This window comes from Geodermatophilus sp. SYSU D00766 (genome assembly GCF_054049915.1).
In genome coordinates, this window is the sequence record NZ_JBJGYI010000010.1 from 17,563 (window position 1) to 36,779 (window position 19,217).

At 76.7% G+C, this 19,217-nt stretch carries 20 protein-coding genes; 12 read left to right on the plus strand and 8 right to left on the minus strand.

The genetic code is table 11. The features are described 5' to 3' along the window. Window positions 1–28: 28 nt before the first annotated feature. Window positions 29–712: an IclR family transcriptional regulator gene (locus ACI8AD_RS10295; protein ID WP_456870433.1), complete on the minus strand. Its 684-nt coding sequence runs from the start codon at window positions 710–712 to the stop codon at window positions 29–31. 82 nt (window positions 713–794) lie between these two features. On the opposite strand from ACI8AD_RS10295, the gene leuC reads away from it, so the two are divergent. Then, window positions 795–2,219 carry a 3-isopropylmalate dehydratase large subunit gene (leuC, locus tag ACI8AD_RS10300; protein WP_456870434.1) on the plus strand — a complete coding sequence of 475 codons (1,425 nt, stop codon included), beginning with the start codon at window positions 795–797 and terminating at the stop codon, window positions 2,217–2,219. A 1-nt stretch (window position 2,220) separates the two neighbouring features. Then, window positions 2,221–2,826, plus strand: coding sequence for a 3-isopropylmalate dehydratase small subunit (gene leuD / locus ACI8AD_RS10305; RefSeq protein ID WP_456870435.1), 606 nt, complete (start codon window positions 2,221–2,223; stop codon window positions 2,824–2,826). Between the two features lie 4 nt (window positions 2,827–2,830). On the opposite strand, the gene ACI8AD_RS10310 is transcribed toward leuD, so the two are convergent. The 3 genes from ACI8AD_RS10310 to cofC all read right to left on the minus strand — a co-directional run bounded on the left by ACI8AD_RS10310 (window position 2,831) and on the right by cofC (window position 6,588). Next, window positions 2,831–3,760: an NUDIX hydrolase gene (locus ACI8AD_RS10310; protein WP_456870436.1), complete on the minus strand. Its 930-nt coding sequence runs from the start codon at window positions 3,758–3,760 to the stop codon at window positions 2,831–2,833. Further along, window positions 3,750–5,855 (minus strand): RNA degradosome polyphosphate kinase, encoded by a 2,106-nt coding sequence (locus tag ACI8AD_RS10315; protein ID WP_456870437.1) that lies wholly within the window; start codon window positions 5,853–5,855, stop codon window positions 3,750–3,752. The genes ACI8AD_RS10310 and ACI8AD_RS10315 overlap by 11 nt, the downstream gene beginning before the upstream one ends. Before the next feature lie 61 nt (window positions 5,856–5,916). Continuing rightward, a complete protein-coding gene (cofC, locus tag ACI8AD_RS10320; protein WP_456870438.1) occupies window positions 5,917–6,588 on the minus strand; it encodes a 2-phospho-L-lactate guanylyltransferase in 672 nt (223 codons plus the stop codon). Between the two features lie 116 nt (window positions 6,589–6,704). Here cofC and ACI8AD_RS10325 point away from each other — a divergent pair, with 116 nt between their 5' ends. Genes ACI8AD_RS10325 through ACI8AD_RS10340 form a run of 4 tightly spaced genes read left to right on the plus strand, consistent with a single transcriptional unit; the run spans window position 6,705 to window position 11,305 of the window. Next, window positions 6,705–7,517: a lysophospholipid acyltransferase family protein gene (locus tag ACI8AD_RS10325; protein ID WP_456870439.1), complete on the plus strand. Its 813-nt coding sequence runs from the start codon at window positions 6,705–6,707 to the stop codon at window positions 7,515–7,517. Beyond that, window positions 7,514–8,515, plus strand: a complete 1,002-nt coding sequence (locus tag ACI8AD_RS10330; RefSeq protein WP_456870440.1) for an NAD(P)H-dependent glycerol-3-phosphate dehydrogenase — start codon at window positions 7,514–7,516, stop codon at window positions 8,513–8,515. The genes ACI8AD_RS10325 and ACI8AD_RS10330 overlap by 4 nt, the downstream gene beginning before the upstream one ends. After that, a complete protein-coding gene (locus tag ACI8AD_RS10335; protein WP_456870441.1) occupies window positions 8,512–9,651 on the plus strand; it encodes a cystathionine gamma-lyase in 1,140 nt (379 codons plus the stop codon). The genes ACI8AD_RS10330 and ACI8AD_RS10335 overlap by 4 nt, the downstream gene beginning before the upstream one ends. Window positions 9,652–9,664: 13 nt before the next feature. Further along, window positions 9,665–11,305 (plus strand): TIGR03767 family metallophosphoesterase, encoded by a 1,641-nt coding sequence (locus ACI8AD_RS10340; RefSeq protein ID WP_456870442.1) that lies wholly within the window; start codon window positions 9,665–9,667, stop codon window positions 11,303–11,305. Window positions 11,306–11,374: 69 nt separating this feature from the next. Here the strand turns inward: ACI8AD_RS10340 and ACI8AD_RS10345 are convergent, their stop codons facing one another. Then, window positions 11,375–12,205 (minus strand): CDP-alcohol phosphatidyltransferase family protein, encoded by an 831-nt coding sequence (locus tag ACI8AD_RS10345; RefSeq protein WP_456870443.1) that lies wholly within the window; start codon window positions 12,203–12,205, stop codon window positions 11,375–11,377. 84 nt (window positions 12,206–12,289) lie between these two features. On the opposite strand from ACI8AD_RS10345, the gene ACI8AD_RS10350 reads away from it, so the two are divergent. Together ACI8AD_RS10350 and ACI8AD_RS10355 are read left to right on the plus strand one after the other, a co-directional pair. Further along, window positions 12,290–13,426: a D-alanine--D-alanine ligase family protein gene (locus ACI8AD_RS10350; protein WP_456870444.1), complete on the plus strand. Its 1,137-nt coding sequence runs from the start codon at window positions 12,290–12,292 to the stop codon at window positions 13,424–13,426. Beyond that, a complete protein-coding gene (locus ACI8AD_RS10355; RefSeq protein ID WP_456870445.1) occupies window positions 13,423–14,073 on the plus strand; it encodes a hypothetical protein in 651 nt (216 codons plus the stop codon). Before ACI8AD_RS10350 ends, ACI8AD_RS10355 begins: the two co-directional genes overlap by 4 nt. Before the next feature lie 6 nt (window positions 14,074–14,079). Here the strand turns inward: ACI8AD_RS10355 and ACI8AD_RS10360 are convergent, their stop codons facing one another. Next, window positions 14,080–14,589, minus strand: coding sequence for a DUF3515 domain-containing protein (locus ACI8AD_RS10360; RefSeq protein ID WP_456870446.1), 510 nt, complete (start codon window positions 14,587–14,589; stop codon window positions 14,080–14,082). An 85-nt stretch (window positions 14,590–14,674) separates the two neighbouring features. After that, entirely contained in the window at window positions 14,675–14,908 is a 234-nt protein-coding gene (locus tag ACI8AD_RS10365; RefSeq protein ID WP_089402490.1) for an Lrp/AsnC ligand binding domain-containing protein, read from the minus strand. A gap of 92 nt (window positions 14,909–15,000) precedes the next feature. Here ACI8AD_RS10365 and ACI8AD_RS10370 point away from each other — a divergent pair, with 92 nt between their 5' ends. Genes ACI8AD_RS10370 through ACI8AD_RS10380 form a run of 3 tightly spaced genes read left to right on the plus strand, consistent with a single transcriptional unit; the run spans window position 15,001 to window position 17,178 of the window. Then, window positions 15,001–16,035 carry a thiamine-phosphate kinase gene (locus ACI8AD_RS10370; RefSeq protein WP_456870447.1) on the plus strand — a complete coding sequence of 345 codons (1,035 nt, stop codon included), beginning with the start codon at window positions 15,001–15,003 and terminating at the stop codon, window positions 16,033–16,035. Next, window positions 16,019–16,570 carry a GNAT family N-acetyltransferase gene (locus ACI8AD_RS10375; protein WP_456870448.1) on the plus strand — a complete coding sequence of 184 codons (552 nt, stop codon included), beginning with the start codon at window positions 16,019–16,021 and terminating at the stop codon, window positions 16,568–16,570. Before ACI8AD_RS10370 ends, ACI8AD_RS10375 begins: the two co-directional genes overlap by 17 nt. Further along, window positions 16,558–17,178 carry a cytidylate kinase-like family protein gene (locus tag ACI8AD_RS10380; RefSeq protein ID WP_456870449.1) on the plus strand — a complete coding sequence of 207 codons (621 nt, stop codon included), beginning with the start codon at window positions 16,558–16,560 and terminating at the stop codon, window positions 17,176–17,178. The genes ACI8AD_RS10375 and ACI8AD_RS10380 overlap by 13 nt, the downstream gene beginning before the upstream one ends. An 89-nt stretch (window positions 17,179–17,267) precedes the next feature. On the opposite strand, the gene rpmB is transcribed toward ACI8AD_RS10380, so the two are convergent. Then, window positions 17,268–17,450 (minus strand): 50S ribosomal protein L28, encoded by a 183-nt coding sequence (gene rpmB, locus ACI8AD_RS10385; RefSeq protein WP_425283681.1) that lies wholly within the window; start codon window positions 17,448–17,450, stop codon window positions 17,268–17,270. 170 nt (window positions 17,451–17,620) lie between these two features. Between rpmB and ACI8AD_RS10390 the strand changes: the two genes are divergently transcribed. Next, complete coding sequence (locus tag ACI8AD_RS10390) at window positions 17,621–19,216, plus strand: DAK2 domain-containing protein (RefSeq protein ID WP_456870450.1); 1,596 nt, start codon at window positions 17,621–17,623, stop codon at window positions 19,214–19,216. The last annotated feature ends 1 nt before the right edge of the window (window position 19,217 follow it).

The window sequence follows — 19,217 nt, forward strand, 5'->3', positions numbered from 1 at the left end:
CCGCCCCATCCGGCCGCAGGTGAACCACTCAGGAGGCGGCGCGGGCGATGGCGGCCGCGGTCTCCAGCACCGCGCCGACCACCTCCGGGCTGGGCCGGCGGCCCAGCCGCTCGACCGGGCCGGAGATCGACACCGCGCCCAGGACACCGCCGGCCGGGTCGCGCACCGGTGCCGACAGCGAGGCCACCCCGGCCTCGCGCTCGGCCACGCTGTGCGCCCACCCGCGCCGGCGCACGTCGAGCAGCGTGCGGGCGGTGAAGCTGGCGCCCGGCAGCAGGGGGGTGACCTCCTCGGCGGGCGCGAACGCCAGCAGCGCGTGCGCCGCCGACCCGGCCGTCATGGGCAGCCGCGCCCCGACCGGGACGGTGTCGCGCAGGCCGTGCGCCCGCTCGGCCACCGCCACGCACACCCGCGAGCCGCCCTCGCGCACGTAGAACTGCGCGCTCTCGCCGCTGGCGTCGCGCAGCGCCACCAGGTGCCGGCCGGCCACCTGGGCGAGGTCGACGCTGCCGTGGCTGAACTCGACCAGCGCCGGCCCGGGCGCCCAGGCGCCGCCCGGCGTGCGCCGCAGCAGCCGGTGGCCCTCCAGCGCGACCGCCAGGCGGTGCGCGGTCGCGCGCGGCAGCCCGGTGCGCCCGACCAGGTCGGCGAGCGACGCCGGCTCCTGCGCGACGGCACGGAGGATCGACACGGCTTTGTCGAGCACGGCCACCGGGTTAGGCTGTCCCACACCGCGATACTCCCATCCCACGACGTGAGATGGCCACCGAGGGACCACCCACCTGGAGGGACCCGTGCCGAAGACCCTGGCCGAGAAGGTCTACGACGCGCACGTCGTGCGCAGCGCCGAGGGCGAGCCCGACCTGCTCTACATCGACCTGCACCTCGTGCACGAGGTGACCAGCCCCCAGGCCTTCGACGGCCTGCGGGCGGCCGGCCGCCCGGTCCGCCGTCCCGACCTCACCATGGCAACGGAGGACCACAACGTCCCCACCCTCGACGTGCTGGCGCCGATCGCCGACCCGGTGAGCCGCGCGCAGGTCGAGGCGCTGCGGGCCAACGCCGCCGAGTTCGGCATCCGGCTGGCCCCGATGGGCGACCGCGACCAGGGCATCGTGCACGTCATCGGCCCCCAGCTCGGCCTCACCCAGCCCGGCATGACGATCGTCTGCGGCGACAGCCACACCTCCACCCACGGCGCGTTCGGGGCGCTGGCCTTCGGCATCGGCACCAGCGAGGTCGAGCACGTGCTGGCCACCCAGACGCTGCCGCAGAAGCGGCCCCGGCAGATGGCGGTCACCGTCGAGGGCGATCTGCCCGAGGGCGTCTCGGCGAAGGACGTCATCCTCGCCGTCATCGCGCAGATCGGTACCAACGGCGCCGCCGGTCACGTCATCGAGTACCGCGGCAGCGCCATCCGGGCGCTGTCGATGGAGGCGCGGATGACGATCTGCAACATGTCGATCGAGGCCGGCGCCCGCGCCGGGATGATCGCCCCCGACGAGACCACGTTCGCCTACCTGCAGGGGCGCCCGCACGCCCCGCAGGGCGCCGACTGGGACGCCGCCGTCGAGCACTGGCGCTCGCTGCACACCGACGACGGCGCCGTCTTCGACACCGAGGTCGTGCTCCACGCCGCCGACCTCGCGCCGTTCGTCACCTGGGGCACCAACCCCGGTCAGGGCCTGCCGATCACCGGCCGGGTGCCCGACCCGGCCGAGTTCGCCGACGAGCACGAGCGCCGCGCCGCCGAGCAGGCGCTGGCCTACATGGGGCTGACCCCGGGCACCCCGCTGCGCGAGATCGAGGTGGACACCGTCTTCCTCGGCTCGTGCACCAACGGCCGCATCGAGGACCTGCGCACCGCCGCGGAGCTGCTGCGCGGCCGGCACATCGACGCCCACACCCGCATGCTCGTCGTCCCCGGGTCCGTCGGCGTCAAGCTGCAGGCCGAGGCGGAGGGCCTGGACCGGGTGTTCACCGAGGCCGGCGCCGAGTGGCGGGGAGCCGGGTGCTCCATGTGCCTGGGCATGAACCCCGACCAACTGGCGCCGGGGGAGCGGTCGGCCTCGACCAGCAACCGCAACTTCCAGGGCCGGCAGGGCAAGGGCGGGCGCACCCACCTGGTGTCCCCGTCGGTCGCGGCCGCCACCGCGCTCACCGGCCGGCTCACCGCCCCCGCCGACCTGGCCGACGTCCCCGTGACCGCTGGAGTCTGAGATGCAGCCCTTCACCACGCACACCGGCACCGCGGCGCCGCTGCGGCGCAGCGCCGTCGACACCGACCAGATCATCCCGGCCGAGTACCTCAAGCGGATCACCCGCACCGGCTTCGAGGACGGCCTGTTCGTCGGCTGGCGCACCAACGAGCCGGACTTCGTGCTGAACCGGCCCGAGCACGCCGGCGCCTCGGTGCTGGTCGCCGGTCCCGACTTCGGCACCGGCTCGTCGCGGGAGCACGCCTGCTGGGCGCTGCTCGACGGCGGCTTCCGCGTCGTCATCAGCTCGCGGTTCGCCGACATCTTCCGCAACAACTCGACCAAGTCGGGGCTGCTCACCGTCGTCCTGCCGCAGGCCGACGTCGAGGCGCTGTGGGCGGCGGTCGAGGCCGACCCCGCGACGCCGGTGACGGTCGACCTGCAGGCGCGGACGGTGACCCACGGCGACACGACGGTGCCGTTCGAGATCGACGACTACACCCGCTGGCGGCTGCTGGAGGGCCTCGACGACGTCGGCCTCACCGAGCGGCACCTCGCCGACATCGAGGCCCACGAGGCCCGCCGCCCGGCCTGGCTGCCGACGGCGCTGCCCGCCCTGCCCGCCTGAGCGGCTATCGAGGCGCGTCGGGGTCGGGACCCAGGTCGCGGTAGTAGTCGGCCGACAGCTGCCCGGGGCGGCCGCCGAGGACCCACACGCTGCCCTTGGCCGCCGGCGGGGGCACGGGGGTGCCCCCGAAGCGCACTCCGAGCCCGGCGAGCGCGGCCGGGATCGCCCCGCCCTGGCTGCACACCACCCGCACGCCGGGGGTGGCCGGGGGGTCCAGCAGCCGCTCGAGCGCGGCGAGCCCGGCCTGCGGGTCGGCGGAGTACTCCTCCTCGCCGACCTCGGGCAGCGGGCGGACCTCCAGTCCCAGCCGCTGCGCCAGCGGCTCGAGCGTCTGCCGGCAGCGCACCCGCTCGGCGCTGAACAGCTCCAGCGGGCCGAACACCGGCAGCACCGCGGCCAGCTGCTCGGCCTGCCGCCGGCCCTGGGCGTCGAGGGGGCGCTCCTCGTCGGGGCCATCCCACTCGCGCCGGCTGCCGGCCTTGGCGTGCCGCACCAGCAGCAGCGACGGCGCCCGCGGGACGTCGTCGCGGTCGAGGTCGGTGAGCACCGCGCGGTCGTGCGGGTGGGTGACCAGCGCCGCGGCGTCGGCCACCGGCAGCCAGCGCAGCTCGTCGACCTCGTCGTTGGGCTCGAACGACCCCGCGTCCACCGCCCGCATGAGCCAGTAGTCGACGTGCTTGGGGCCGGCGGCGACCTCGTAGTGGGTGCGCACGCTGCGCCGGCCGGCCACCACCTGCACGCCGGTCTCCTCGCACACCTCCCGGACCGCCGCGGCCAGCGCGTTCTCCCCGGCGTCGAGCTTGCCCTTGGGCAGCGACCAGTCGTCGTAGCGGGGGCGGTGGACGACGACGGTCTCGATGCCGCCGCCGTCGGCCGGGCGCCACACCACCCCGCCGGCCGCCGCGACGACGGCCCGCGTGCGCTCAGCCGGCATGCTCGGTCACCGCGCGCACGAGACGGGCCTGGTAGTCCACCTCGCCGGTGCGGACCCAGGCGCCGTCGGGGCCGAGCTCCCAGCACCGCACGCCCGGGGCCATCGAGGCGTCGAACACCTGCTGCAGCTCGCGCCGCGCGGTGTCGTCGCAGACCCGCAGCAGCACCTCCACCCGCCGGTCGAGGTTGCGGTGCATGAGGTCGGCGCTGCCGATCCACCACTCCGGCTCGCCGCCGTTGGTGAACGACATGACCCGTGAGTGCTCCAGGAAGCGGCCCACCACGGAGCGCACCCGCACGTTCTCCGACAGCCCGGGTACCCCGGGGCGCAGCGCGCAGATGCCGCGGATGAACAGCTCCACCGGCACCCCGGCCCGCGACGCCTCGTAGAGCGCGTCGATGACCTCCTCGTCGACCAGCGAGTTGACCTTGATCCGGATGCCGGCGGGGCGGCCCTGGGCGGCGTGCCGCGCCTCGCGGCGGATCTTCTCGACCAGGCCGGTGCGGATGCCGTGCGGCGCCACCATCAGCTGCCGGTAGCTCGTCTGCCGGGAGTAGCCGGTCAGCACGTTGAACAGGTCGGTGAGGTCGGCGCCCACCCGCGGGTCGGCGGTGAGGATGCCGAGGTCCTCGTAGAGCCGCGCCGTCTTCGGGTTGTAGTTGCCCGTGCCGATGTGGCAGTAGCGGCGGATCACGCCGCTCTCCCGGCGCACCACCAGCGCCGTCTTGCAGTGGGTCTTCAGCCCCACCAGCCCGTAGACGACGTGGCAGCCGGCCCGCTCCAGCGACCGGGCCCAGGTGATGTTGGCCTCCTCGTCGAAGCGCGCCTTGATCTCCACCAGGACGACGACCTGCTTGCCCGCCTCGGCGGCCTCGATCAGCGCGGTGACGATGGGCGAGTCACCCGACGTGCGGTACAGCGTCTGCTTGATCGCCAGCACGTGCGGGTCGGCGGCGGCCTGCTCGATGAACCGCTGCACGCTCGTGGCGAACGAGTGGTAGGGGTGGTGGACGAGCACGTCGCCCTCGCGCAGGGTGGCGAACACGCTCATGGGCGTCTCGCCCTCCGACAGCCGCGGGTGGGTGGCCGGCACGAAGGGCTCGTCCTTGAGCTCGGGGCGGTCCAGGCCGTAGAGCGCCCACAGCGCCGAGAGGTCCAGCAGCCCCGGGACGGTGACGACGTCCTGCGGGTCGACCTCCAGCTCGGAGACGAGGACGGCGAGGATCTGCGGGTCCATCGTCTCGGTCACCTCCAGCCGCACCGCCGGGCCGAAGCGGCGGCGGGCCAGCTCCCGCTCGAGGGCCTGCAGCAGGTCCTCGTCGCGGTCCTCCTCGACCTCGACGTCGGCGTTGCGGGTGACCCGGAACAGGTGGTGGTCGACCACGTCGAGCCCGGGGAACAGCGCCGGCAGGTGCGCGGCGATGAGCTCCTCCAGCGGCAGGAACGTCGCCGAGTCCGGCGGGCCGACGGCCACGAAGCGCGGCACGTTGTTGGGCACCTTGAGCCGGGCGAAGCGCGGGGCGCCGGTCTCGGGGTCGCGCACCTGGACGGCGAGGTTGAGCGAGAGCCCGCTGATGTAGGGGAACGGGTGCGCCGGGTCGACCGCGAGCGGGGTGAGCACCGGGAAGACCTGGTCGCGGAAGTACTCGCGCAGCCGCCGGGTCTCGGGCTCGGCGAGGTCGGACCAGGGCACGATCCGGATGCCCTCGGCCTCCAGCCGCGGGGCGACGTCCTGCTCGAAGGCGAGCGTGTGACGGTGCACCAGCTCCTGGGTGCGGGCGGTGACCCGCGCCAGCTGCTCGCGGATGGTCAGCCCGTCGGGGGAGCGCACCGTCAGGCCCGTGCTCTGCCGGCGCTTCAGACCCGCGATGCGCACCATGTAGAACTCGTCGAGGTTGCTCGCGAAGATCGCCAGGAACTTGACCCGCTCGAGCAGCGGCAGGGAGGCGTCCTCGGCGAGCTCGAGCACGCGGCTGTTGAAGTCCAGCCACGACAGCTCGCGGTTGAGGAAGCGGTCGGCCGGCAGCGCCGCGCCCTCCTGCGGCGCGGCGGTGCTCTCGGGCCCGGCGAGCGGGGAGGTCGTCTCGGCTACCACGCCGTCATCGTGCCCCACCCGGGGAAACGGCGACGGGCGGACGCGGCCCCGGCCGGCGGCCTCAGGCCGCGGGCCGGGGCAGCCGGGGGAGCCGGGGGAGCAGGGCCGCCGTCGCCGGTCCCAGGCCGAGCCCGGCGGCCTCCCGCAGGTCGGCCGGGGTGTCGACGTCGCGGCGCAGGCCCGGCCAGTCCCCGGCCAGCGCGAGCGCCCCGGAGGCGGCGTGCGCGGCGGCCGAGCCGTGGCCGAACCGCGGGTCCAGCGGCACGCCGACCGCGGTCAGCAGGGTGGTGCCGGTGGCGGCGGCGTCGGCCACGAAACCGCGCGGGACGGCGCTGGCCGCCTCCAGCGCGGCGGCCAGCTCGCCCGGCCGCAGCGCCGGGAGGTCCGACGACAGCGCCGCGACGGCGACCGACCCGCTGGCCCGGGCGCCGTGCGCCAGCGCCGGGTTGAGCCCGCCGTCGGGCTCGTCGGGCACGGTGCGGGCCCCCAGCGCCCGCACGACCGCGGCGGCGCGCTCGTCGTCGGTCACCACGACGACGTCGGCCACCGCCGGGCAGGCCAGCCCGGCCGCGACCGTGTCGGCGAGCAGGGCCAGCACCAGCTCGGCGTGCAGGCCGTGCCCGCCCCCGTGGCCACCGCCGTGCCCACCGCCGTGCCCGCCGCCGGTCAGCGGCGCCAGGCGGGTCTTGGCCGCGCCGAGCCGCTTCGCCGGGACGACCAGGGACCACCGCACGGTCCCATGTGAGCACACCGGCGACGACGCGCGTGCGGTCCGGCACCCCCGGTGCGCACAGCGGCCGCACGGAGGGTCGATCATGTGCCGGTCGCCACCAGAGCGGAGGGATGCCGGTGACCGAGGACCCGACCCCGGGGACCCCCGCGGTCCCGGGGCAGGCAGCGCCGCGGGTGCTGCACGAGCGGGGGCGGCTGCCCTGGTCGCTGCGGCTGGCCGTGGTCGTGGTCTACCCGGTGGCCTCCCTGCTGTTCCGGCTGCGCTACCGGCACGGCGAGCGCATCCCGCGCACCGGCCCGGTGCTGCTGGTGGCCAACCACGTCTCGGTGCTCGACCCGCTCGCCTGCGCCCGGCTGGTCTACGACAACGGCCGGATCCCGCACTTCCTGGCCAAGGCGGCGGTGTTCAGGGGCACGGCCGGGGTGATCCTGCGCCACGCCGGGCAGATCCCGGTGGCCCGCGGCTCGTCGGAGGCCCGCGGCGCGCTGGCGGCGGCCGCCGCCGACCTCGAGGCCGGCAACGTCGTCGTCATCTACCCCGAGGGCTCGGTGACGCGGGACGCGCGGTGGTGGCCGATGCAGGCCCGCACCGGCGTGGCGCGGCTGGCGCTGACCACCGACGCGGTGGTGCTGCCGGTGGCCCAGTGGGGGCCGCAGCGGGTGCACGACTACCACGCCAAGAAGCTGCACCTGCGGCTGCGCACGCCCGCCGAGTACCTGGTCGGCGAGCCGGTGGACCTCGCGGCGCTGCGCGCGGAGGTCCGCGCCGGGCGCCCGCTCACCCCCGACCTGCTGCGCGAGGTGACCGACACCATCATGGGCCGGGTGCGCGACCAGCTGGCCGAGGTCCGCGGCGAACCGGCGCCGCCCGGCTTCGCCGCCCGCCCGGGCCGCGAGCTCCCCGGTGACGTCCCGGGGAGCGCCGCGTGAGCGGGACGCGTGCCGCCGTCCTCGGGGCGGGCTCCTGGGGGACGACGTTCGCCAAGGTGCTCGCCGACGCCGGCTGCTCGGTCACCCTGCACGCCCGCCGCCCGGAGCTGGCCGCGGCGATCACCGAGGGCCGGGAGAACCCCGACTACCTCCCCGGTGTCCGGCTGCCCGAGGCCCTGACGGCGACCACCGACGCCGGGCGGGCCCTCGACGGCGCCGACGTCGTCGTCCTCGCCGTCCCCTCGCAGTCGCTGCGGGCCAACCTCGAGCAGTGGACGCCCCTGCTGCCGCCGGACGCCACGCTGCTGTCGCTGATGAAGGGCATCGAGCTCGGCAGCACCAAGCGGATGAGCGAGGTCATCTGCGAGGTCACCGGCGCGGGCCCGGACCGCGTGGCGGCGCTGTCGGGCCCCAACCTGGCCCGGGAGATCGCCGAGGAGCAGCCGGCGGCCACCGTGATCGCCTGCCCCGACGGCGACCGCGCGGCCACCGTGCAGGCCGCCTGCCACACGCCCTACTTCCGGCCCTACACCAACCTCGACCTGGTCGGCTGCGAGCTCGGCGGGGCGGTGAAGAACGTCATCGCGCTGGCCTGCGGCATCGCCGAGGGCATGGGCTTCGGCGACAACACCCGCGCCTCGCTGATCACCCGCGGCCTGGCCGAGACCGCCCGGCTGGGCATCGCGCTCGGTGCGGAGCCGGCCACCTTCGCCGGGCTGGCCGGCCTCGGCGACCTGGTCGCCACCTGCAGCTCCCCGCTGTCGCGCAACCGCACCTTCGGGGAGAAGCTCGGCCGCGGCCTGTCGCTGGAGGAGGTGCAGGCCACCACCCGGCAGACCGCCGAGGGCGTCAAGAGCTGCCGGCCGGTGCTCGACCTGGCCCGCGCGCACGGCGTCGACGTCCCGCTGACCGAGGCCGTCGTGAAGATCTGCTACGACGGCGTGCCCGCCGGGGCGGTGCTGAAGGAGATCATGAGCCGCGAGGCGAAGCCGGAGTGAGCGGCCTGCCCGACGGGTGGGGGGACGGCACCCGGTCGGTCCGCGCCGGCGAGGCGCCCCCGGTGCCCGGCACGCCGCTGCGCCCCTCGCCGGTGTTCGCCGCGCCCTTCCACCTGGGGGACCGCCCGCCCCGGGCCGACGGCGCCGACGCCTACGCCCGCACCGAGCACCCCACCTCCCGCGCGTTCGAGACCGCGGTGGGGGAGCTCGACGGCGGCCGCTGCCTGTCCTTCGCCACCGGGATGGCCGCGATCACCGCCACGGTGATGGCGCTGGTCTCGGCCGGCGACCGGCTGGTGCTGCCGACCGACGGCTACTACACGACCCGGCTGCTGGCCCGCGACGAGCTGGAGCGGCTGGGGATCCGGGTCGAGTACGTGCCGACCCTCGACATCGCCGACGCCGCCGCCCGCGGGGACCTCGACGGCGCCCGCATGGTGTTCCTCGAGACGCCGAGCAACCCGCAGCTCGACGTGTGCGACGTCGCCGCCGTCGCCCGGGCCACCCGCGCCGCCGGGGCGCTGCTGGCCGTCGACAACACCACCGCCACCCCGCTCGGGCAGCGGCCGCTGGCGCTGGGCGCCGACCTGACCGTCGGCGCCGACACCAAGGCGCTCACCGGGCACAGCGACCTGCTGCTCGGCCACGTCAGCACCGCGTCCGACGAGCTGTACGGCCGGCTCAAGGGCTGGCGCGACCACACCGGCGCCACGCCGGGCGCGTTCGACGCGTGGCTCGGGCACCGGTCGATGAGCACGCTGGACCTGCGGCTGGCCCGGCAGGCGGAGACCGCGGCCGCCGTCGCGGAGGTCCTGGCCGCGCACCCCGCGGCGACCGGCGTGCGGTGGCCGTGGCGCCCGGCGGACCCCTCGTACGCGCTGGCGACACGGCAGATGCTGCGCCCGGTCGGCGTCGTCTCCGCCGGGCTCGCCGACGAGGCCGCCGTCTCCCGCTTCCTCGCCGCGGCCCGGCTGTGGACGGCGGCGACCAGCTTCGGCGGCGTGCACTCGACCGTCGACCGCCGCGCGCAGTGGGGCGGGGACGCGGTGCCCGGCGGGTTCCTGCGCTTCTCCTGCGGCATCGAGGACACCGCCGACGTCGTCGCCGACCTCACGACCGCGCTGGACGCGGTCTGACCGCCGGACCGGGATGAGCCGCACCACCCTCGACCGCGTCCTCGCCGCCGGTCCCGTGCTGCACCGCGGCCGCGACGGCGACTACCGCGCGCTGGCGTGGGCCGCGGGGGAGCCGCACCGGGTGCGCCGCGAGCTGGTCGGGCGGGCGTGGGAGCCGCCGCGGCGCGGGGTGCGGGCGCTGGCCTGCCTGGCGCACGTCACCGACCTGCAGCTGGCCGACGTCTGCTCCCCGGCCCGGTTCGAGTTCTTCCACCGCTTCGAGACCGACCCCCGGATGCGCTCGCTGGTGCCGATGCACCGGCCGCAGGAGGCGCTGACCGCCCACGCCGTCGACGCGCTGGTGCGCACGCTCAACGGCCTGGCCGGCGCGCCGCGCACCGGGGAGCCGCTGCAGGTGGTGGTGACCACCGGCGACGCCATCGACAACGCGCAGTGGAACGAGCTGGAGCTGTTCCTCGCGGTGCTGCGCGGGGGAGCGGTCTCCCCGGGCGCGGGACTGACCGCCTACGACGGCGTCCAGGCCTCCGGCTGGCCGCACGACCTGTTCTGGCGGCCCGACGACGACGGCGGCCTGTACCACGAGCGGTTCGGCTTCCCGACGCGGCCGGGGCTGCTGGAGGCGGCGTTCGCGGCGTTCGACGCCGAGGGGCTGCAGGTGCCCTGGCTGGGCTGCCACGGCAACCACGAGGCGCTCATCCAGGGCGTCGGCGTGCCCACGCCCGCGCTGGCCGAGGTGCTCGGCGCCGGCCGCAAGCCGGTCGACGTCGACCCCGGGCTGGCCCTCGACGACGCGCTGGCGCTGTTCACGCACTCCTCGGAGGTCTTCACCACCGCCGTCTCGCGACCGGTGACGCCGGTGGAGGACCGCCGGTTCATCGACCGCCGGTCCTTCGTCGCCGCGCACCTCGCCGACGACGGGCAGCCGGCCGGGCACGGGTTCACCGAGGACAACCTGCGCGAGGGCACCGCCCACTACGCCTGGGACGGCGTGCCCGGCGTCCGCGTCGTCTGCCTGGACACCACCCGGGTCAGCGGCGGCGCGGCCGGCTCGGTCGACGCGGCGCAGGCGCGGTGGCTGGAGGAGCGGCTGCGCGAGGTGTCGTCGTCGGCCCCCGGCCCCGACGGCACCCGGGTGGCCACCGGCAACGCCGACCGGCTGGTGGTGCTGGTGTCGCACCACGGGACGAGCACGCTGACCCGCTCCGACGCCCTCGGCGGCCGTCCCGCGGCCGGTGACGACGCGCTGGGCGCCTCCGAGCTGCTGCGCCTGCTGCACCGCTGGCCGAACGTCGTGCTGTGGCTCAACGGGCACACCCACGTCAGCGAGGTGCGGGCCTGGGCGCACCCCACCGAGCCCGGCCGCGGGCTGTGGGAGGTGGCCACCTGCGCCGTCGTCGACTGGCCCGGGCAGGCCCGGCTGGTCGAGGTGCTCGACAACGGCGACGGCACCCTGTCGCTGGTCTGCACGATGGTCGACCACGGCAGCCCCGCCCGGCCGCCGGGCGCCACCGACGCCGCCGTGGGGCAGCCGGCGGCGCTGGCCGCGCTGCACCGGGAGCTGTCGGCCAACGTGCCCTGGGCAGGGCTGGGCTCACCGCTGGCCGGCACACCCGCCGACCGCAACGTCGAACTGGTCGTGCGCGCCCCGTTCTAGAAGGACCCTCCTGCCCCCACCCCTCGCTCCGCTCGGCGCGGGCCCCTGCAGGAGGGCCGTTCCAGTACGTCACCGGGTCGAGCGGGCCGCCCGGCGCCGGCGGTGGGCGGCGCGGGCGGTGAGCCAGCCGCTGAAGGCCAGGTAGTAGACGACGTAGGCGAACGACAGCGCGACGACGACCGGGTGCGGGTCGGGGTACTGCAGCAGCAGCACCGCGTAGGTGACCAGCCAGACGACGGTCAGGCCCATGCTCACCGGCCACAGCGCCTCGGTGCGCGACGGGTAGAGGTAGCGCACCGGGACGAATACCAGCACCGAGAAGACCACCAGCGCGGTGGCGACCACCGGCTGCGGCAGGTCCAGGACGACGACGTAGAAGGCGACGACGTTCCAGTAGCTCGGGAAGCCCAGGAAGGTGTGGTCGTCGGTCTTCGCGTCGACCCGGCAGAACTGGTAGCTCGAGGCCAGCAGCGGCAGCGCGGCGAGCACCCAGCCGCGCCAGTCGTGCGGCAGCGCGCCGGTGGTCCACAGCAGGACGACGGGCGCGAAGACGTAGGTCAGGTAGTCGACGATGTTGTCCAGCAGCGCGCCGTCGAACCAGGGGATCGTCTCCTTGACCCGCGCGCGGCGGGCCAGCATCCCGTCGGTGCCGTCGATCCACAGCGCCGCCAGCCCCAGCCACAGCGCGGTGACGGCCTCGCCCTCGAGCGCGGCGAGCACCACCAGCAGCGCCAGCACCGAGCCGAGCGCGGTGTAGGCGTGCACCGCCGCGCCGGCCAGCCGCAGGGGCAGCGGGTGGCGCGCGGCGGCGTGCGCGGACGCGTCCCCGGAGCCTTCCCCCTGGTGCGCCGTCGTCGCCGGGGGCCGGGGGTCCACCGGTGGGGCCGCGTTCTCCCGCATCGGGGAGCAGGTTCCCACACGGCGCGGGCCGGAACCCTGCGGGAGACGAGGGCCGGGCGGGGGCGTCGACTAGGGTCGGCCGCGATGAGCGGGACAGGCAGGGTGCGCGTCGCGGTCGTGTTCGGAGGGCGCAGCGCCGAGCACGCCATCTCCTGCATCTCGGCGGGGAGCGTGATCGCCGCCCTCGACCCGGAGCGCTACGAGGTGGTGCCGGTCGGCATCGCCCGCGACGGCCGCTGGGTGCTCCCCGGGGCCGGCCAGCGGCTGGCGATCACCGACGGGCAGCTGCCCGAGGTCACCGGCGGGACGGCGGTGTCGCTGGTCGGCGACCCGGCCGGGCGCGGGCTGGCGGTGCTCGAGCCCGCGGCCGGGATCGGCGCGGCGCTCACCGAGGTCGACGTCGTCTTCCCCGTGCTGCACGGCGCCTACGGCGAGGACGGCACCATCCAGGGGCTGCTGGAGATGAGCGGGCTGCCCTACGTCGGGTCGGGCGTGTTCGCCAGCGCCGCCTCGATGGACAAGGAGTTCACCAAGAAGCTGCTGGCCTCGGCCGGCGTGCCGCAGGGCGACCACGTGGTGCTGCGCGACGCCGGCGGGGCGGTGTGCCCCGACCCCGACGTGCTCTCCGCCGCCGACCGCGAGCGGCTCGGGCTGCCGGTCTTCGTCAAGCCCGCGCGCGCCGGGTCGAGCATCGGCATCACCAAGGTCACCGACTGGGCGCAGTTCCCCGAGGCGGTGGCCACCGCGGCCGCCGTCGACCCGAAGGTCGTCGTCGAGGCCGCCGTCCCCGGCCGCGAGGTGGAGTGCGGCGTGCTGGCCGGCCGCGACGGCGGGCCGCCCGAGGCCAGCGTGCCCGCGGAGATCCGGCTCAAGCCCGGCACCGACTGGTACGACTTCGACGCCAAGTACCTCGAGGACGCCGTCGAGTTCGACGTCCCGGCCGACCTCACCCCCGAGCAGACCCGCGCGGTGCAGCAGGCATCCTGCCGGGCCTACCGCGCGCTGGACTGCGAGGGGCTGGCGCGGGTCGACTTCTTCCTCGGCACCGGCCCCGACGGCGAGGACCGCCTGGTGGTCAACGAGGTCAACACCATGCCCGGCTTCACCCCGATCTCGATGTACCCGCGGATGTGGGCGGCCAGCGGGGTGTCCTACCCCGAGCTGGTGGACCGGCTGGTCGCCTCCGCGCTGGCGCGGGCGGGCCGGCCGGCCGGTCGGTGACCTCCGGCGCGCGCGCCGCGCCCGCGGCCGCGCTGCTGGCCGCGGCACTCGCGCTGGCCGGCTGCACCGCCTCCGAGGCCGGCAGCGCCACCCCCGCCCCGGCGTCGCCGACGCCGGACACCGTCGAGGCGCTCGGCGAGCTGGTGCTCACCGAGGTGCCCTCCGGACTACCGCGGATCCCCGACGGCGACCTGCAGCCCCCGGCCGGCGCCAAGACCGTCGACGACGTCGCCTCCTACGCCGAGGACCCGGCGCGGGAGCGGGCGGTGCTGCGCGACTACGGCTACCGGCACGGGTGGGAGCGGTTCTGGGGCTCCACCACCGGGCCGCTGACCAGCGTCTTCCTCGACCAGTTCGACGACGCCGCCGGCGCGGGCTCCTACGCCCGCGACCTCGCCGGCAACGACGCCGAGGTCTACGACGGCGTGCTGCGCCACGACCCCGACGGTCTGCCGGAGGGCTGCAGCACGCTGACCGTGCCCGAGGCCGACCCCTCGACCGGCCTGACCGGGCCGACCGCCTTCGCCTGGTGCGGGCACGGGGCGTTCAGCGTCGCGGTGACCGTCGTGGCCGACACCGAGGAGGCGGCCACCCGCCAGGCGCGCGACGTGGTGCTGGCGCAGCTGGAGGCGCTGCCCGCGGCCTGAGCGGACTCAGCGCGGGGGGAGCGTGTCGGCGAGGACGTCGCTGAGCACGGTCACCGGGGCGCTGTCGACGTCGGGCGGCAGCGTGACGCGGACGAACACCGCCCGGTCGACGGCGGTCCACACGGTGGCCTCGTCGGACTGCTCCACGAACCAGGTGACCTCGTTGATCTGCAGCAGTCCGGCCCCGGCGTCGAGACCCTCCGGCTGTGGCACCCCGCACACCAGCACGACGGCGGGGTCGCCCCAGGCGGCGGCGTAGGGCGTGTCGGAGTCGACCAGGCGGGCGGGCTCGCCGAGCAGGTCCAGCGGCAGCGCGCCCATCAGCGCGGGGCAGGCCGCGTCCGCCTCCGGTGTGGGCGGCGGGACCTCGACCGGCAGCACGGGCAGGTCCTCCGCGCGCTGCTGCCCGGCGCCGCCGCTGACGTCGGCGACCGCGCCGCCGTCGTCCTCGTCACCGTCACCGGCGACCCGGGCGAGCACGAGCACCACGACCAGCACGGGGACCACCACGGCCACCGCGACGAGCGCCAGCCGGCGCAGCGGGTCGGGACGCCCGGCCGGTGGCGCCGGCTCCCCGGCGGGGGACTGCGCGCTCAGCTGCTCAGATGTTGACGACGGGGCAGGTCAGCGTGCGGGTGATCCCGTCCACCGACTGCACCCGGGCCACGACCAGGCGGCCGAGCGCGTCGACGCTCTCCGCCTCGGCGCGGACGATCACGTCGTACGGGCCGGTGACGTCCTCGGCCTTCGTCACGCCGGCGATCTCGCTGATCGTCGTGGCCACCTGGGCGGCCTTGCCGACTTCGGTCTGGATCAGGATGTAGGCGTGGACCACGGAACGACCTTCCTCGGGCAGCACGTCCGGCGGCTCCCCGGCCCCGGCTGGTGGACTCGATCGCAACCTACCGCAGCGGGGGGAGGGCACCGGTGACACGGCCCCGACCCCTGACCGGGCGCGGGGACCTCGCCGACACCGTGCGGGTGATCGGCGAGTTCGGCGTGATCGCCCGCGTGGTGGCCCACGCCGGGTCGGCCGCCGCCGCCGAGGTCGGCCCGGGCGACGACGCGGCGGTGCTGCGCGTCCCCGACGGGCGCGTGGTCGCCACCACCGACGTCCTGGTGGAGGGCCGGCACTTCCGCCGCGACTGGTCCTCGGCCGAGGACGTGGGCCACAAGGCCGCCGCCGCCAACCTCGCCGACGTCGCCGCGATGGGCGGCGTGGCCACCGCGCTGCTCGTCGGGCTGGCCTGCCCGGCCGACACCCCGACCTCGTGGCTGGAGGGGGTCGCCGCCGGCATGGCCGCCGAGTGCGCGCCGCTGGGCGCGGCCGTCGTCGGCGGGGACACGGTGGCCGCGGCGCCCGGCAGCGGCGCGGTCGTGCTGTCGGTCACCGCGCTGGGCGACCTGGGCGGGCGCGCGCCGGTGCTGCGCTCGGGTGCGCGCCCCGGGGACGTGCTGGCGGTGGCCGGGCGGCTGGGCTGGTCGGCCTGCGGGCTGGCCGTGCTGCGCCGGGGCTTCAGCAGCCCGCTGGCCGCCGTCACCGCGCACCGCCGGCCCAGCCCGCCCTACGCCGCCGGCCCCGCCGCGGCCGACGCCGGCGCGACCGCCATGTGCGACGTCAGCGACGGCCTGCTCGCCGACGCCGGGCACCTCGCCACCGACAGCGGCGTCGTCGTCGACGTCGACCGGGCGGCGCTGGTGCGCGCGATGCTCGAGCCGCCGGGGCCGCTGCAGCAGGTGGCGGCCGCCCTCGGCGCCGACCCGCTGGCCTGGGTGCTCACCGGCGGGGAGGACCACGCCCTGCTGGCGACCTTCCCGCGCGGCACGGTGCTGCCCGGGGGCTGGACGGTGGTCGGTCAGGTGCACGAGGGCCGGCCGGGCGTCACGGTGAGCGGCGAGCCGGCGGCCGATGTCGCCGTGGCCGTGGGTGCAGGGGGGACCGGGCATGTCCACTTCGGCTGAGCACCGGCTGCGCGACGGGTCGCTCGCCCGGCTGCGCGCGGTGCCCTACGACGACCCGGTCGCCCGCGACCTCGTCGCGCGGGTGCAGCAGGAGTACGTCGACCGCTACGGCGGCCCCGACGGCGCCGCCGTCGACCCGGCCGAGTTCGTGCCGCCGGCGGGGCTGTTCCTCGTCGCCGAGGTGGACGGGCGCCCCGCCGGCTGCGGCGCCTGGCGCCGGCACACCGACGACGGCGACGACGTCGGGGCGGGCGTCGTCGAGGTCAAGCGGGTCTACGTCGTCCCCGGCTCCCGCCGGCTCGGGCTGGCGCAGGTGCTGGTGCGCGCGCTGGAGGACTCCGCCCGCGCCGCCGGGTACCGGTCGGTGGTCCTCAACTCCGGGGACCGCCAGCCCGAGGCGCTCGCGCTGTACGAGGCGATGGGCTACCGGCCGGTCCCCGGGTACGGCATCTACGCCGAGGCGCCCGGTGCGGTGTTCCTCGGCAGGGACCTGGCGGGACCGGGGGAGGAGGAGGAGCGGCCGTGGGCGTCGTGACGATCTCCGCCTCGTACGGGGCGGGCGGCCCGGAGGTGGGCTCCGCCGTCGCCGAGCGGCTCGGCCTGGCCTTCCACGACCGGGCGATCCCGGCGCGGGTGGCCGGCCGGCTGGGGGTGTCCCGGGACGACGCCGAGGCCAACGACGAGCGTGTCGTGCGCGGCCTGTGGCGGCTGGTGGCCTCGCTCGGGGCGATGCCCGACCCGGTGGGCGGGGTCGTGCCGATCACCGACGAGCCCGACGAGCGGGCCTACCGGGAGCAGACCGAGCGGGTGCTGCGGGAGATCGCCGACGGCGACGGCGGCGTGGTGCTCGGCCGGGCCGGTGCGATGGTGCTGCGCGGGCGGCCCGACGTCCTGCACGTGCGGCTCGACGGGCCGCCGGAGGCGCGGCTGCGGGCGGCGGTCGGGCGCTATGGGCGGCCGGAGGAGGAGCTGCGGCGGGAGATGGAGGCCAACGACCGCACCCGCGAGGCCTACGTGCGGCACTACTACCGGTGCGACCCGGCGTCGGCGCAGCACTACCACCTCGTCGTCGACGGGACGGCGCTGCCGCTGCCGACCGTGGTCGACCTGGTGGTCACCGCGGCCCGCGGCATCGGGCTCTAGTCACGCCGAGGACCCCGGAGGTCGATGACCTCCGGGGTCCCGGTGGCGTGCTGGAACGGGCGCCCTCCCGCGGGAGGGGGTGCCTCACCTCAGGCGCGGACGACCTTGCCCGCGCGGATGCAGGAGGTGCAGGCGTTGATGCGGCGGCGGTTGCCGGGGGCGACCAGCGCCCGCACCGACTGGATGTTCGGGTTCCAACGGCGCGGCGTGCGGCGGTGCGAGTGCGACACCGACATACCGAAACCGGGCCCCTTGCCACAGACGTCGCACACGGCAGCCACGGTGGATCACTCCCAGAGAATCGTTCGAAAGACGGCGGTGCACCGACGGCGACCGCGAGACCGTCGACCATCCTAACCGCTCTCCGGCGGCGGCGTCGCCGAGCCCCGGGGGACGCCGTCTCGGGAGCCGGATCGTCGCCGCCCGTGGGTACCCTCCGCCCGTGCTGCAGGCGCTGGACGACGCCGCGGTCGGTCAGTGGTGCCGCACCGCGGTCTCGGCGCTGTCCGCGGCCCGGGACCGCATCGACGAGCTCAACGTCTTCCCCGTGCCCGACGGCGACACCGGCACCAACCTGCTGATGACCGCCGAGGCCGCGGTCGCCGCGCTCGACGCCGCCGCACCGGGGGAGTCGCCGTGGACGGCGCTCTCCCGCGGCGCGGTCCTCGGCGCCCGCGGCAACAGCGGCACGATCTACGCCCAGCTGCTGCGCGGCCTGTCCGACCGGCTCGCCGGCGCCGGCCCCGCCGACGGGCCCGCCCTGGCCGCCGCGCTGCAGGAGGCCGCGCAGGGCGCCTACTCGGCGGTGGCCGACCCCGAGGAGGGCACCTTCCTCACCGTGGCCCGGGCGGGGGCCGAGGCGGCGGGCGCCGCCGTCGCGCAGCGGCGCACCGCGCTGGCCGACGTCGTCGCCGCGGCCGCCGACGGCGCCCGGGCGGCGCTGGAGGCCACCCCCGGCCAGCTCGACGCGCTGCGGGCCGCCGGCGTGGTCGACGCCGGCGGCGCGGGGCTGTGCGTGGTCCTCGACGCGCTGGTCACCACCGTCACCGGCGTCGAGCCGGCCCGCCCGCCGCTGGACCGCCGCCCGCAGCGCCGCACCGACCCGGCGCACGCCCCCCACCAGCCGCCGCCGGGCCCCGGCAGCGAGGTGCAGTACCTGCTCGCCGACGCCGACGAGGCCACGGTCGCCGTCCTGCAGAAGCGCCTGGCCGCCCTCGGCGACAGCCTGGTCGTGGCCGGCGTCGACACCCCGACCGGGCGGCAGTGGAACGTGCACGTGCACACCAACGACATCGGCGGCGCCATCGAGGCCGGCATCGAGGCGGGCCGCCCGCACGGCATCAGCGTCACGCCGCTGGCGCCGGTGCTCCCGGCCGCGCCGGTGCCGGGCCGCCGGGCCGTCGTCGCGGTCGTCCCGGGCGAGGGGCTGGCCCGGCTGTTCGCCGCCGCGGGCGTGCGCGCGGTGCCCTGCGGACCCGGCGGCGTCACCGACGACGACGTGCTCGCCGAGGTGGTCGCCTCCGCGGCCGCCGAGGTGGTCGTGCTGCCCAACGACCCCGCGCTGACCGCGGCCGCCGCCCGCGCCGCCGAGCGCGCCCGCGTGCTCGGCCGCGACGTCGCCGTGGTCCCCACCCGGTCACCGGTGCAGGGGCTCGCGGCGGTCGCCGTCGCCGACCCCGCCCGCCGCTTCGGCGACGACGTCATCGGCATGGCCGAGGCGGCCGCCGCCACCCGCTGGGCCGAGGTCACCGTCGCCGAGCAGGAGGCGCTGACCAGCGCGGGCCCGTGCCGCCCCGGCGACGTGCTGGGCGCGGCGGAGGGCGACGTCGTGGTGGTCGGCCGCGAGCTGGCCGCCGTCGCCTGCGACCTGCTCGACCGGCTGCTGTCGGCCGGCGGGGAGATGGCCACGCTGCTCGTCGGCCCGGACCCCGCGCTCGGCGACGCCGCCTGCGAGCACCTGGCCGCCGCCCACCCGACCGTCGAGGTGGTGCGCTACGAGGGCGGGGACGCGGTCCCGCTGCAGATCGGGGTCGAGTGAC

Excerpts from the sequence above, each read along its gene's own strand:
- leuD (WP_456870435.1), top strand. The coding sequence starts at position 2,221 with ATGCAGCCCTTCACCACGCACACCGGCACCGCGGCGCCGCTGCGGCGC.
- ACI8AD_RS10310 (WP_456870436.1), bottom strand. The coding sequence starts at position 3,760 with ATGCCGGCTGAGCGCACGCGGGCCGTCGTCGCGGCGGCCGGCGGGGTG.
- ACI8AD_RS10340 (WP_456870442.1), top strand. The coding sequence starts at position 9,665 with ATGAGCCGCACCACCCTCGACCGCGTCCTCGCCGCCGGTCCCGTGCTG.
- ACI8AD_RS10345 (WP_456870443.1), bottom strand. The coding sequence starts at position 12,205 with ATGCGGGAGAACGCGGCCCCACCGGTGGACCCCCGGCCCCCGGCGACG.
- ACI8AD_RS10350 (WP_456870444.1), top strand. The coding sequence starts at position 12,290 with ATGAGCGGGACAGGCAGGGTGCGCGTCGCGGTCGTGTTCGGAGGGCGC.
- ACI8AD_RS10375 (WP_456870448.1), top strand. The coding sequence starts at position 16,019 with ATGTCCACTTCGGCTGAGCACCGGCTGCGCGACGGGTCGCTCGCCCGG.